This window comes from Streptomyces sp. NPDC058092 (assembly GCF_042884935.1).
Classification (GTDB): Bacteria; Actinomycetota; Actinomycetes; order Streptomycetales; family Streptomycetaceae; genus Streptomyces.
In genome coordinates this window covers 24,869-37,076 of sequence record NZ_JBHVSY010000043.1, presented here as the reverse complement: position 1 = coordinate 37,076, position 12,208 = coordinate 24,869, and the positions used below count along the sequence as shown (strand labels likewise).

Sequence of the window (12,208 nt, the reverse complement as noted above, 5' to 3'; positions counted from 1 at the left end):
AGATCCCCGCGGTCCCGGGGCTCACGTGACCTCTTCGGCCCTGATCCCCGCGGTCCCGGGGCTCACGTGACCTCTTCGGCCCTGATCCCCGCGGTCCCGGGGCTCACGTGACCTCTTCGGCCCTGATCCCCGCGGTCTCCTGCGAGCCGTAGAACTTCTCCGTCTCGTCGACGGCCGCCTTGAAGCGCTCGTCGAAGTCATCGCGAATGAGCGTCCGGACGACATAGTCCTGGACGCTCATTCCGCGTTTGGCGGCATGCTGCCGGAGCCGGTCGAGCAGCTCACCGTCTATCCGCAGGCTGAGCACAGTCGATCCCATGACAAGCAGAGTTACGGCCCGGGAGGTCGGTTCGCGTCACTTTCCGGATCCGACTCACTCGTTCGAGTGATCGATTGGGCAGTCTGCCTCTCGCGCGTGTAACACGAATGGTCTTTAGGGTAGGTAATGAGTTACGCTAATAAACATGCCTGACCTGATCCACGACGGCGACAGTGCGGCCGCCGTGAGCTCCCTCCGCTCAGCCGTGATGCTGCTCGGCCGACGCCTGAAGCACCAGCGCGTCGACGAGTCACTCAGCCCCACCGAGATGTCGGTGCTCGGCACGCTCGCCCGCTGCGGCTCGGCCACGCCGGGTGAGCTGGCCCGCAAGGAGCATGTGCAGCCTCCGTCGATGACTCGCATCGTTGCGCTGCTGGAAGCGAAGGGGCTGGTCAGACTGGAGCCGCACCCCGATGACCGTCGTCAGAAGATGGTCAGCCAGACCGAGCGGGCGGAAGCCATGCTCGAAGAGAGCCGCTCCAAGCGGAACGCCTGGCTGGCCACCCTCGCCGAGGGCCTGGACGAGGACGAGTGGGAGACGCTGCGCAAGGCGGCGCCCGTGCTGGAGAAGCTCGCCCACCTGTAGCGGGGCCGGCCGCGCCGGACCACAGCCGGCGCACCGCCCGCACCGCCGCATCCCGTCAGTCAGCGAAATGTATACGCCCGAGGAGGCGAACCCTTTTGAGTACGGGATCCGGAGCAGACTCCGCCCCCGCACCGACTTCCACCCACGAGAGCAAGCCCGGCGGGACCTTCTCGTCGCTGAAGATCCGTAACTACCGCCTGTTCGCCACGGGCGCCGTGATCTCCAACACCGGTACCTGGATGTCCCGCATCACGCAGGACTGGCTCGTCCTGAGCCTCACCGGATCCGCCACCGCCGTCGGCATCACCACGGCCCTCCAGTTTCTTCCGATGCTTCTCTTCGGCCTGTACGGCGGCGTCATCGCCGACCGTCTCCCGAAGCGGAAGCTTCTTCTCGTCAGCCAGGCGGCGCTCGGCCTGTGCGGGATCGCCCTCGCGGTGCTCACGCTCTCCGGTGTCGTCCAGGTGTGGCACGTCTACCTCATCGCGTTCCTGCTCGGCATGGTGACGGTCGTCGACAACCCGGCCCGCCAGTCGTTCGTCTCCGAGATGGTCGGCCCCGCCCAGCTGCGGAACGCGGTCAGCCTCAACTCGGCGAACTTCCAGTCCGCCCGCCTCATCGGCCCCGCCGTCGCCGGTGTCCTGATCACCACGGTCGGCAGCGGCTGGGCCTTCATGTTCAACGGCCTGTCCTTCGCCGCCCCGCTCGTCGGCCTGATGCTGATGCGTACGAGCGAGCTGCACAAGGCCACCGTCGTACCCCGCGCCAAGGGCCAGCTGCGCGAGGGCCTGCGCTACGTCTCCGGCCGCCCCGAGCTCATCTGGCCGATCGTCCTGGTCGGCTTCGTCGGCACGTTCGGGTTCAACTTCCCGATCTGGCTCACGGCCTTCGCGGACGAGATCTTCCACGGCGGCGCCGGGATGTACTCGTTCTTCAACATCCTCATGGCGGCCGGCTCCCTCGCGGGCGCCCTGCTCGCCGCCCGCCGCCGCTCCTCGCGGCTGCGGATGCTGGTGGCCGCGGGCACCGCGTTCGGACTGCTGGAGATCATCGCCTCCCTGTCGCCGTCCGTCTGGCTCTTCGCGATCCTGCTGGTCCCGATCGGCATGATCGGCCTGACGACCAACATCAGCGCGAACACGAGCGTCCAGATGGCCGCCGACCCGGCCATGCGCGGCCGGGTCATGAGCCTGTACATGATGGTCTTCGCCGGGGGTACGCCGGTGGGCGCCCCGATCGTCGGCTGGGTCAGCGACGCCTACGGGGTCCGTACGGGCATGGCGGTCGGCGGTGCGTTCTCGCTGGTCGCCGCGGTCGGCGTCGGCCTCATGCTGGCCCGCGTCGGCGGCCTCCGCCTCCGGGTCGACCTCCGCCCCGGCCGCCCGCACGTGCGCTTCGTACCGCGTGAAGAGCTGGCTACGGCGGCCTGAGGGCCGTCCGCAGGGCACGTGACAAGGCCCCGTCCGGTGAACCTGCCGGGCGGGGCCGACGTATGTGAGGGGTGCGTCAGTCGCGGGGGAACGTGTCAGTCCGGAGGGTGAGGCCGACGAGGGTGTCGGTCAGGTCGATCGGAGTGCCGAAGTCGAGGCTCAGCACGCTCCGGTACTCGTCGTCCTTCGGAAGCGAATGGAGGTGCCACGTTCCGGTGTACGGGTCGGCGATGACGTACACCGACACGCCGGCGGCGGCATACGTGGCCTTCTTCGGGCCGTAGTCGTTGGCGGCGGTCTCCTTGGAAATCACCTCCGCGACGAACTCGATGTCCTGGTGGCGATACCGTCCCTTGGCATCACGTGCAGCGCCCTCGGCCAGGGCCACGACGTCCGGGGCGAAGCCGTTGAGACGGCCAGGGAAGTCGAAGCGAACGTCGGACGTCAGCTGCTCCTCCCCGTACCTGACGAGCAGCTGCCTGATGATCGCCAGAATGATCCGCCAGTGGGTGTCCCGCTGCGGCGACATGTAGATGTTCCCCTCGACGATCTCGACCTTGAATCCCTCGGGGGTGGGCTCAAGCCACTCGAACATCATGTCCAGAGTGCGCTCGTCGCTGATGTCGGCCATCTCGATCCTGTCGGTCTCTGCGACGGTCATCGTGCCGCTCCTCCCCGCTGCCGCACGGGCGCGGGCAGCCGCGTAGTACAACGATACGCACGGAGGCGAAGACACGCCGTTACGGTGCGACACTCGGCCCATGAGCAGCCTCAGACTCTTTGTTGCCGTTCTGCCGCCCGACTCCGCCCTCCAGGAACTGCGCCGTGCCGTCGCCCCGCTGCGCGCGCTCCCCGGTGCCGGGAGACTGCGCTGGACCGGTGAGCCGGGATGGCACTTCACGCTCGCGTTCCTCGGGGCCGTGGACGAGGAGCTGCTGCCCGAGTTGCGGGTGCGCCTCGCACGGGCGGCCTGCCGCACCGAGCCCTTCCCGCTGCGCCTCCACAGCGGCGGCCGGTTCGGCGGGCGGGTGCTGTGGGTCGGGGCCGCGGGCGGACTCGACACGCTGCGGCTCCTCGCCGAACGCGCCGACGCCGCCGCCCGCCGCACCGGCATCCCGATGGAGGAGCACCGCCGCTACAGCGCGCACCTCACCCTCGCCCGCAGCCGCACCGACGCCGACCTGCGCCCCTACGTCACGGCCCTCGAAGACTTCGAGGGCACCCCGTGGGAGGTCGGTGAGGTCGCCCTCGTACGCAGCAACCTGCCGGTCGCCGGGGTGCCGGGCGAGCAGCCGCGGTACGAGGTGATCGCATCCTGGTCGCTGGGCCACTGAGATGGGCGGTTACCCTCGGAGGGTGGATCCGAAGACCAGAAACCGCATCATGGCCTCCGTACTCGTGCTGATGTTCGTCGTCGTCGCCGTGGCAGCTGCCGTCGGTCAGTGACGGCCGCCGTCAGCGGCCGTGCCGCAGACGCCCGATCCGTCGGCGCAGGCGCCGCAGCGGTCGGCGTGCGGGCGGTCGGTGCGGCCTTCGCTCCTCGCCCGGCAGCCCCGGTGGCCCCGGCCGGCACGCGTCGTCCGGCGACGGGATCGGCACCCGGCGTTCCGGCTGTGCCCGGATCTCGTAGTACGCCTGGTGAGTTGTGCCGTGATACGCCTCGTCGTAGGAGGCCAGGGCCGCGCTGATGGCCGTGCCCGCGACCCCGCGACGGCGTGCGACGACCGCCGGCCAGGCGAAGAGGCCCATGACCGCGGCAAGGCCTCCGGCGACCACCAGAAGCGGTACAAGCTGCCCCCATGGGCGCGAGCCCAGGCCCGTCGCGTCCGACGCGCACCCCTCCGTCTCAGGCGTTGACGGCCAGCGCCGTCTCCTTGGCGAACGCCTCCGGGTTGTCCAGCATGATGTTGTGCCCGCAGTCCGGGACCGCCACGACCCGCACCCCGTTCTCGATCAGCGATTCCTCGCCGGGCAGCGGTCCGTTGTCCAGGGGGCGCAGATACGTACGCGGAATCTTCAGGTCCAGCAGTAGCTCGCGCATCGTCGGCGTCGTCCCGCGGGCGAGATGCACCCCGGTGCGGTGCAGTGCCTCGGGACCCGCGAGGCGCATGGTCGCCCACCAGTGGGGCCCCACCCGGTCGCGCACTTCCTCCAGGCCGCCGGCCAGGAACTCCTCCTCCGTGTACCGGGCGAGGCCGCTGCTGCCCGGCCGAGCCGGGTCCGGGGTGGCCGGGTCCAGATTGGCGTCGACCAGCACCAGCCGGGCCACCAGCTGCGGGTGGCGTGCCGCGAGCACGATGGCCACCGCGCCGCCCATGCTGTGCGCGACCACGTCCGAGTCGTACGCGTCGGCCGCCTTCAGCGCCGCCGCCACCGCGTCGGCGTGCTCTTCCAGGGTGTAGCCGAAGTCCGTGGGGCGGTCGCTGATTCCGAAGCCGAGCAGGTCCATGAGCAGCGACCGGCTGTCGGCCAGCAGGGGATGCACGGCGCTCGCGGTGAAGTACGGGCCGGACGAGGCCCCGAGCCCGTGCAGATAGACCCGGGTACGGGACGTGCCGGGGCGGCCGGGGAGCTCCACCCACCGGATGCACGCACCGTCGGCCGTCACCTGAGCGTTCTGCATGTTTCCTCCTCCTTGCCCCACAACCGATAACCTCGATGGGACTATACATCGGCACCGATGTATAACGCCATGGGGGAGGATGCTTGCATGCTGGAACTGGCCATCCTGGGATTTCTGTACGAACAGCCGCTGCACGGCTACGAGCTGAAGCGTCGGGTCGCCCACCTCACCGGACACGTCCGCCCCATCGCGGACGGCACGCTGTATCCGGCGATCAAGCGCCTGGAGCGAGCCGGATGGCTGGAGCGCAGGACGGAGCCGGGCAGCAGGGCTGCCCCCCGCCACACGCTGACCCTGACCGAGCAGGGGCGCGAGGAGCTGCGGCGCCGGCTGCGGGAGGCCGACGAGACGGACATCAGTGACGAGAACCGCTGGTTCACCGTCCTCGCCTTCCTGCGCCACCTGGCGTCCCCGGCCGAGCAGGCGGAGGTGCTGCGGCGCCGGCTCGCGTTCCTGGAGGAGCCGAGCAGCTTCTTCTACGAGGGCGAGCAGCCGCTCGGCGCCGAGACGTTCGAGGACCCGTTCCGGCAGGGTCTGCTGAGGATCGCCCGTGCGACCAGCCAGGCGGAGCTGAGCTGGCTCGGGGAGACGCTCAAGGAACTCGAAGCGCCGCTCTGACGCGGACACGCAACGGGCCGCCGTCGCCCACGCCCCCGGACGGGGACGGGGCAGCGGCGGCCCGTTGCGTATCGGACGGACAGTCCGTCAGACCGTCCTCACCAGGCGAACGCCTCCGGCGACGGCCCCGGACCCGGGAAGATCTCGTCCAGCGACGCCAGCACCTCCGCGGAGAGTTCCAGCTCGAGCGCCCGCAGCGCCGACTCCAACTGCTCCTGGTTGCGCGGTCCGACGATCGGCCCCGTCACCCCCGGCTGCGCGAGCAGCCACGCCAGGCCGACCTCGCCCGGCTCCAGGCCGTGCTTGTCGAGCAGGTCCTCGTACGCCTGGATCTTCTCGCGCTGCGCCGAGTTCTGCAGCGCGTCCGCGCTGCGGCCGGAGGCCGAACGCCCTGCCGTGCCCTCGCGCTCCTTCTTCAGCACACCACCCAGCAGTCCGCCGTGCAGCGGGGACCACGGAATGACGCCGAGGCCGTACTCCTGCGCGGCCGGGATGACTTCCATCTCGGCGCGGCGCTCCATCAGGTTGTAGATGCACTGCTCACTGACCAGGCCCAACGAGCCGCGCCGGGCGGCCAGTTCATTGGCCTGGGCGATCTTGTAACCGGCGAAGTTCGACGAACCCGCGTAGAGGATCTTGCCCTGCTGGACCAGGACGTCGATCGCCTGCCAGATCTCCTCGAAGGGGGTGTTCCGGTCGACGTGGTGGAACTGGTAGAGGTCGATGTAGTCCGTCTGGAGCCGCTTCAGCGACGCGTCGACCGAGCGCCGGATGTTCACGGCGGAGAGCTTGTCGTGGTTGGGCCAGGCCTCGCCGTCGGCGGCCATGTTCCCGTACATCTTGGTGGCCAGGACCACCTTGTCGCGGCGTTCGCCGCTCTGGGCGAACCAGGTGCCGATGATCTCCTCGGTACGGCCCTTGTTCTCGCCCCAGCCGTAAACGTTCGCGGTGTCGAAGAAATTCAGGCCCGTGTCCAGCGCCGCGTCCATGATGGTGTGGCTGTCGACCTCATTGGTCTGCGGGCCGAAGTTCATGGTGCCGAGGACGAGACGGCTGACTTTGAGTCCGGTGCGTCCGAGCTGCGTGTACTCCATGGGCACCAAGCCAACGCCTTCGAGTCCGCTCGAAGCAAGAGCGACCCGGAACGCGCCCTGCCCCCGGCGCAGTGCCGGGGGCAGGGCGTCACGCGAATGCCTCGCGGGAGTGGCTACGTCACTTCAGGTAGACGATGCCGTCGGTGGTGATCGTCGGCCGGCCGGAGGTGGCCACGACGACGATCTTGACGGTGTGCTTGGCGCTTGCGGACCAGCTCTTCGTCCACAGCGCGTCGCGGTACTTGGTGGTGCTGGACTTCAGGTCCACCGTGGACACCTTGACCCCGTCCACATAGACGTACACCTGGCCGGAGGTGGCAGCCCTGGAGGCCACCAGGGCGACCGAGCGGCCGGTGAACGTCCAGCTCAGGCTCGCGCTCTTCGACGAGCTGGAGTACGACTTGCCGCCGAGGTAGCTGGACGAGGACTTCGTCGTCCAGGTGCCGGTCTTCGTCGCCGAGCTCTCCTGGACGATGACCGGTGTGCCGGAGACCGATGCGGCGGCGGTGTTGCCCGCCTGGTCGTACGCGGTCATGGCCCAGCTGGTCGCCACGCCCGACTTCGCGGTGTGCGAGGCGCTGGTGGTCGTCGGGCCGTAGGTCTTGGCGACCGGGGCGGTGAGCCTGACCTCCTTGAGCGCAGCGGCGTCGGTGGCCTTCCACTTCAGGGTGACGGGGACGGCCGTGGTGTTCACCGTGCCGGTGCGCAGCTCCAGGTTCGGCTTGGTGGTGAAGGCGGGCACCGTCTGGTCGGCGACGACGGTGGCCGCGGCGGACGAGGCGACCTTGCCCGACTGGTGGGTGGCGCGCACCTGGACCTGGTGGGTGCCGACGGCGAGCGTGGCCTTGGCGGAGGTGGCGGTGCCCGCGGTGGTCGCGACGACCTTGCCGTCGACCAGCAGCTCGTACTTGGAGACGAACGCGCTCGGGGTGCTCGCCGACCAGCCCACGGTGACCGCGGACTTGGTGTAGTACGTCGTGCCCGAGAGCCCGGCGCCGGTCACCGACTTGATGGCCAGTCCGGTGACGGGGCCCGCGGCGAGGCTGCGGATCGCGGGCAGCTGCCCGTACAGCTTGGTGCCGGGGCACTCGGTGTTGAAGCCGTCGCGGTGCCCGGAGATCTGGTTGAACTGGTACTTCGTACCGGCGGTGAAAGTCTTCCTGAAGCCGTTGGAGCCATCGGCGCCCGCGGTGAGCATCGTGGTGCCCGCCGGGTCGCCCTTGTACTGGCCGAGCTTCCATGCGGCGATCCGGGCCACGGAGGTGGTCACCGCACTGGGGGCGGCCGCGTCCGTGTACGTACCGATGACCGCGATACCGGTCGACTCCCGGTTGAAGCCGTAGGTGTGCGCGCCGAGGACCGGCCGGTCCACACCGCCCTTACGGCCCTCGAAGACCGTCCCGCACTTGTCGACCACGAAGTTGTAGCCGAGGTCCTTCCACCCGTTGGCCTTGACGTGGAACGCGTACAGGCTGCGCACGATCGCCGCGGAGTCGGCGCAGGAGTATGTGTTGCTCCCTGCGGTGTGGTGGACGAAGACGGCCTTGATCGTGTCCAGGTACTCCGGCGCCTCCGGGCTGATCGACTCGTCGGCGCCCCAGCCCGCCCGCGAGGTGATGGGCGGTTTCGGCACGGTCGACGGCGGCGCGGGCGGCAGGGTCTCGGACGGGGACGGGCTCGCGGACGGCGAAGGGCTCTGGCTCGCCGGGGGAGTGGGCTCCTGTGTGGCCGGTTCGGACGGGGTGGGCGACGCCGGTTCGGACGGCGTGGCCTCGGCGGGTGGTTCCGTGCTGTCGCTGGGCGCGGGCGGCTCGGGGGTGGCGGAGTCCGTCGCGTCGGCGGAGGGCGTGGCCGAGGGGTCGTCCGCAGCGGGGATGTCGGCGGCGAAAGCGGCCGGGTCCGCGTTCAGGGTGTTGCTCCGGCCCGGGTCCACGGTGTCCAGCCGCAGCCCCGCGGGCAGCTTCGCGGAGACCTTGCCGCCCGCGTTGACCCGTACCTCGACACCGTTGGACGGGCCCACCCAGCGCGGCTCGGTGGTCCCACGTACGCCGGAACGTCCGGTCTCCGTACGTCCGTCGACGTCGGTTTCGAGCGGCAGCCAGGACGTCCAGTTCCCGTTGGCGGCGGACCGGGTCCGTACCTCCACGGCTCCGGTGACCTTGGCTGCCGGGTCGGTCCAGGTGATGCCCAGCATGCTGAAAGGCGCGGTGTCCCGCTTGCCGAGGGAGGCGGACGTGCCGTCGCCGGCGACCTTGAGCGCGGTCGCGCGCACATCGGTCTTGGCCGGGCCGGACTTGGCGTCCGAGTCCACCGAGGAGTTGCCCGTCACCCCCTCGAACACCCCCTCGAAGACCAGGACGCCCGCCAGGGCGGAGGTGGCCACGGCAGCCGTGACCCAGATTCTCTTCTTCGATCTCAAGTCGTACCCCAAGGATCGTTTTCGGACTGTCATTTCGTCAGGGGGCTGCGGCAGGCGACAGCCGGTCGTCACAGGACCAGTGGGGGGTACGAGTGCTACCGCGCGCATACAGCGGAGACACAGCTTGCCATGCTCGGAATCCGCGGTGTCTACGCGGGTGGCACCGCGCCGGTCCGGGGAGCGCCGGGTGCCAGGATCCAGCCGGGTCCCAGGGCGGTGACGAGCCGGACCGCGCAGCCCACGGGCCGTGCGCCGAACGCTCCGAGAGGGGTGCGGAAGGCGAGTGTCGGCTCGGGAAGGTCCGGGCGCCGGCTCTCCAGGACGGCGCCCGGTGTCCCCGTACGCTGCTACCGGATCCCGATTCCCCTGTACGTCAGGGACGGTCCGGCCGGCTCCGGACCGCGAACCGGTCCAGCGCCGCCAGCACCGCCCGGCTCGTCGCCGGGCCGCCCAGATGCCCCGCACCGTCGATCACGGTCAGTTCCGCGTCCGGCCACGCCTTCGCCAGCTCCCACGCGGTGATCAGCGGCCCGCCCAGGTCGAACCGCCCGTGCACCAGCACGCCCGGAATCCCGGCCAGCCGCCCCGCGTCCCGGATCAGCTGCCCCTCCTCCAGCCAGGCACCCTGGGAGAAGTAGTGCGAGCAGATCCGTACCAGGGCCTGCCGCGCCCGGCCGGGGCGCCCGCTGTACGGCGGCGGTCCGGTGTTCGTCTCCTGGGAGAGCACCGCGTCCTCCCACGCGCACCAGTCGGCCGTCGCCTGCTCCCGTACATCGGCGTCGGGGCTCTCCATCCGCCGGGCGTACGCGGCGAGGATGTCCGGGGTGGCGTCCCCCTCGGCCTCCGGGACCCCGGCCCGGAACAGGTCCCATGCCTCCGGGAAGATCTGCCCCGCCCCCCGGTACAGCCAGTCGATCTCGGAGCGCCGGGTCGTCGTGACGGCCGGGATCACGATCTCCGAAACCCGCTCCGGGTGCTGTTCGGCGTACGCGAGGATCAGGGTCGAGCCCCAGGAACCGCCGTACAGCAGCCAGTTGTCGATCCCGAGGTGGCGGCGCAGCCGCTCCATGTCGGCGATCAGCCGGCCGGTCGTGTTGAACCGCATGTCGGTGGCGGGGTCGCTCGCGTGCGGGGTGGAACGGCCGCAGCCCCGCTGGTCGAAGAGGACGACGCGGTAGCGGTCCGGGTCGAAGTACTGCCGGGGCCGCTCGGTGCAGCCCGACCCGGGACCGCCGTGCACGACGAGTGCGGGTTTGCCGTCCGGATTGCCGCACACCTCCCAGTACACGAGGTTGCCTTCTCCGACATCGAGCATGCCGTGCTCGTACGGTTCGATCGGCGGGTACTTCTCGTCGGGCTCGCGGTCCATGGCGCGGCGGCTCCTTCGGCTCGGCGGGCAAAGGGGCCAGCGTAGGGCGGGCGTAGCCTGTGCGTTGTGAATTCCGTACCCCGGGTGCTGGCCGTACTCGACGAACTGCTGACCGCCGCCGCCCACGACGACCGTGGTGCGCTGTGGCAACTGGCCGAGCAGGGCCGGGAGTTGGACGCCAATCTGGTACGTCTTCCGCCGGGCGCGGAGGTCGGTGAGCACCAGGAGGACGTCCTGGACGTCCTTCTCGTCGTCATCGCGGGCAGCGGCCGGGTCGTGGCCGGGGGCGGCGACGTGCTGAACCTGACCCCGACCACCGTCGTCTGGCTGCCCCGCACCTCCCGCCGCGCCCTCGTCGCGGGACCGGAGGGGCTGGCGTACGTGACGGTCCACCGCCGCCGCCCCGGCCTGTCCATCAAGCCGTCGGCCGCGATGCCCCCGGTGGCGCACGAGGGCGGCGAGGCGCCCTGCATGCTGGACCGGGTCTGCCCCGGGTGCGGCCGGCTCTCGCAGGACCCGGAACCGGTGTTCTGCAGCCGGTGCGGGGAGCGGTTCCCGGAGCGCTGAGCACTCCGGGGCTACTCGCCGCCGCCGGATCCGGTTTTCTTCCGTACCGCTCCGGTCACCCACCCGTTCGCCGCGGCGTGGATGCCGAGCTGGAACCGGGTGCTCGCCCCCGCCCGTTCCATCAGCGCGTGCAGACGGCGCTGGAGCGTGCGGTAGCTGAGGTCGACCTGGCGGGCTATGGCCTCGTCCGGCAGCCCGGCGGTCAGCAGGCTGATCAGGAGCTGGTCCTGTTCGGACAGGGCCTCGGGAGCGTCGTCCGCCACACCTTGTGGGCGGAGCGGCTGGGCCACCGCCCACAGGGCCTCGAACAGCGCGGACAGCGCGTCGAGTACCGCCGAGCGGTGCAGGACGACGAAGGACGGGCTCGGGTCCGGGCCCGAACCGGCCCTCAGCGGCAGTACGGCCAGCCGGTCGTCGACGAGAGCCATCTTGGTGGGCACGTCGGCCAGCACCCGGGCCTGTTCGCCCGCCTCCGCCCACATGCGCACCAGGCGCTGACGGCCGGGCCGGTCGATGCTGTCCGCGTCGTACACAGCCCGGACGGTGAGACCGCGGCTGAGCAGGTCGAGTTCGGGCTGGTTCGGGTCCAGACCGCCGTCGTGGTAGGGCGGTTTGTCGAAGACCCGCAGCTGGTGCCGTACGTTGCGCACCAGCTGATCGCTGCGCTGCTGCACCGCGTCGGATCCCGTGACGATTTCGATGACCTCGGCCGGGTCGCGGGTCGCGGCGGCCCGCCGGAACCGCTCGGTGAACTCCCCGGCGCGGACCCGCGCCTTGTGGATCTCCTCCTGCCTGCTCAGCAGGAGGCCGTCCAGCGCCACTTCGGGGTCGATGGCGACGTACGTGGCCGGGCGCCCGTGCTGCCGGCCGACGAGCCCGGACGACTGGAGCCGGCGCAGTGCCACGCGCACCCGGGCCGGTGGGAGTCCGGTGGTGCGTGCCAGGTCGTCGGGGGCGACCGGCCGGCCGGAGAGCAACGCGGCGTAGACGGACTCTGATTCCGGATCGATTCCCAGTACCTCAAGCATGGCGGCCATCCTGACCTGCCGTAAGGCGTCCCACAACAGGGCGGGGTGCGTGGCAAGGACTCGCCATTGGCGACCCCCCGCCTGTCATGGCTGTTCCGCAACGGTGAGTCGATCCGCTTCACTTCCATCCGAAAGCGCACCCGAACCGTCACGCT

Annotated in this window: 13 protein-coding genes; 5 read left to right on the top strand and 8 right to left on the bottom strand. The window is 70.4% G+C overall.

Going from position 1 to position 12,208, the window contains the following annotated elements:
* Window positions 1-103: 103 nt before the first annotated feature.
* Window positions 104-319 (bottom strand): ribbon-helix-helix protein, CopG family, encoded by a 216-nt coding sequence (locus tag ACFVV1_RS39060; RefSeq protein ID WP_389999905.1) that lies wholly within the window; start codon window positions 317-319, stop codon window positions 104-106.
* Window positions 320-464: 145 nt separating this feature from the next.
* Between ACFVV1_RS39060 and ACFVV1_RS39055 the strand changes: the two genes are divergently transcribed.
* Window positions 465-905, top strand: a complete 441-nt coding sequence (locus ACFVV1_RS39055) for a MarR family transcriptional regulator (RefSeq protein ID WP_362195299.1) — start codon at window positions 465-467, stop codon at window positions 903-905.
* Between the two features lie 95 nt (window positions 906-1,000).
* Complete coding sequence (locus ACFVV1_RS39050; protein WP_389999902.1) at window positions 1,001-2,335, top strand: MFS transporter; 1,335 nt, start codon at window positions 1,001-1,003, stop codon at window positions 2,333-2,335.
* A gap of 76 nt (window positions 2,336-2,411) precedes the next feature.
* Here the strand turns inward: ACFVV1_RS39050 and ACFVV1_RS39045 are convergent, their stop codons facing one another.
* Window positions 2,412-2,996, bottom strand: a complete 585-nt coding sequence (locus tag ACFVV1_RS39045) for a Uma2 family endonuclease (protein ID WP_389999899.1) — start codon at window positions 2,994-2,996, stop codon at window positions 2,412-2,414.
* A 100-nt stretch (window positions 2,997-3,096) separates the two neighbouring features.
* Here ACFVV1_RS39045 and thpR point away from each other — a divergent pair, with 100 nt between their 5' ends.
* Window positions 3,097-3,669: an RNA 2',3'-cyclic phosphodiesterase gene (gene thpR / locus ACFVV1_RS39040; RefSeq protein WP_389999896.1), complete on the top strand. Its 573-nt coding sequence runs from the start codon at window positions 3,097-3,099 to the stop codon at window positions 3,667-3,669.
* Window positions 3,670-3,790: 121 nt separating this feature from the next.
* Here the strand turns inward: thpR and ACFVV1_RS39035 are convergent, their stop codons facing one another.
* Window positions 3,791-4,111 carry a hypothetical protein gene (locus ACFVV1_RS39035; protein WP_389999893.1) on the bottom strand — a complete coding sequence of 107 codons (321 nt, stop codon included), beginning with the start codon at window positions 4,109-4,111 and terminating at the stop codon, window positions 3,791-3,793.
* Window positions 4,112-4,181: 70 nt separating this feature from the next.
* Window positions 4,182-4,958 carry an alpha/beta fold hydrolase gene (locus ACFVV1_RS39030; RefSeq protein ID WP_389999891.1) on the bottom strand — a complete coding sequence of 259 codons (777 nt, stop codon included), beginning with the start codon at window positions 4,956-4,958 and terminating at the stop codon, window positions 4,182-4,184.
* An 87-nt stretch (window positions 4,959-5,045) separates the two neighbouring features.
* Between ACFVV1_RS39030 and ACFVV1_RS39025 the strand changes: the two genes are divergently transcribed.
* Window positions 5,046-5,576: a PadR family transcriptional regulator gene (locus ACFVV1_RS39025; protein ID WP_389999889.1), complete on the top strand. Its 531-nt coding sequence runs from the start codon at window positions 5,046-5,048 to the stop codon at window positions 5,574-5,576.
* A 98-nt stretch (window positions 5,577-5,674) separates the two neighbouring features.
* Here the strand turns inward: ACFVV1_RS39025 and ACFVV1_RS39020 are convergent, their stop codons facing one another.
* From ACFVV1_RS39020 to pip, 3 genes are all read right to left on the bottom strand, one after another.
* Complete coding sequence (locus ACFVV1_RS39020; RefSeq protein ID WP_389999886.1) at window positions 5,675-6,670, bottom strand: aldo/keto reductase; 996 nt, start codon at window positions 6,668-6,670, stop codon at window positions 5,675-5,677.
* Between the two features lie 118 nt (window positions 6,671-6,788).
* Complete coding sequence (locus tag ACFVV1_RS39015; RefSeq protein ID WP_389999883.1) at window positions 6,789-9,122, bottom strand: N-acetylmuramoyl-L-alanine amidase; 2,334 nt, start codon at window positions 9,120-9,122, stop codon at window positions 6,789-6,791.
* Between the two features lie 340 nt (window positions 9,123-9,462).
* Entirely contained in the window at window positions 9,463-10,458 is a 996-nt protein-coding gene (gene pip, locus ACFVV1_RS39010) for a prolyl aminopeptidase (protein WP_389999880.1), read from the bottom strand.
* 66 nt (window positions 10,459-10,524) lie between these two features.
* Here pip and ACFVV1_RS39005 point away from each other — a divergent pair, with 66 nt between their 5' ends.
* A complete protein-coding gene (locus ACFVV1_RS39005; RefSeq protein ID WP_389999878.1) occupies window positions 10,525-11,025 on the top strand; it encodes a cupin domain-containing protein in 501 nt (166 codons plus the stop codon).
* Between the two features lie 11 nt (window positions 11,026-11,036).
* Here ACFVV1_RS39005 and ACFVV1_RS39000 read toward each other — a convergent pair whose 3' ends face one another.
* Window positions 11,037-12,053, bottom strand: coding sequence for a helix-turn-helix domain-containing protein (locus ACFVV1_RS39000; RefSeq protein ID WP_389999876.1), 1,017 nt, complete (start codon window positions 12,051-12,053; stop codon window positions 11,037-11,039).
* Window positions 12,054-12,208: the final 155 nt, after the last annotated feature.

Excerpts from the sequence above, each read along its gene's own strand:
- ACFVV1_RS39030 (WP_389999891.1), bottom strand. The coding sequence starts at position 4,958 with ATGCAGAACGCTCAGGTGACGGCCGACGGTGCGTGCATCCGGTGGGTG.
- thpR (WP_389999896.1), top strand. The coding sequence starts at position 3,097 with ATGAGCAGCCTCAGACTCTTTGTTGCCGTTCTGCCGCCCGACTCCGCC.
- ACFVV1_RS39000 (WP_389999876.1), bottom strand. The coding sequence starts at position 12,053 with ATGCTTGAGGTACTGGGAATCGATCCGGAATCAGAGTCCGTCTACGCC.
- ACFVV1_RS39015 (WP_389999883.1), bottom strand. The coding sequence starts at position 9,122 with ATGACAGTCCGAAAACGATCCTTGGGGTACGACTTGAGATCGAAGAAG.
- pip (WP_389999880.1), bottom strand. The coding sequence starts at position 10,458 with ATGGACCGCGAGCCCGACGAGAAGTACCCGCCGATCGAACCGTACGAG.
- ACFVV1_RS39025 (WP_389999889.1), top strand. The coding sequence starts at position 5,046 with ATGCTGGAACTGGCCATCCTGGGATTTCTGTACGAACAGCCGCTGCAC.
- ACFVV1_RS39055 (WP_362195299.1), top strand. The coding sequence starts at position 465 with ATGCCTGACCTGATCCACGACGGCGACAGTGCGGCCGCCGTGAGCTCC.
- ACFVV1_RS39020 (WP_389999886.1), bottom strand. The coding sequence starts at position 6,670 with ATGGAGTACACGCAGCTCGGACGCACCGGACTCAAAGTCAGCCGTCTC.
- ACFVV1_RS39045 (WP_389999899.1), bottom strand. The coding sequence starts at position 2,996 with ATGACCGTCGCAGAGACCGACAGGATCGAGATGGCCGACATCAGCGAC.
- ACFVV1_RS39060 (WP_389999905.1), bottom strand. The coding sequence starts at position 319 with ATGGGATCGACTGTGCTCAGCCTGCGGATAGACGGTGAGCTGCTCGAC.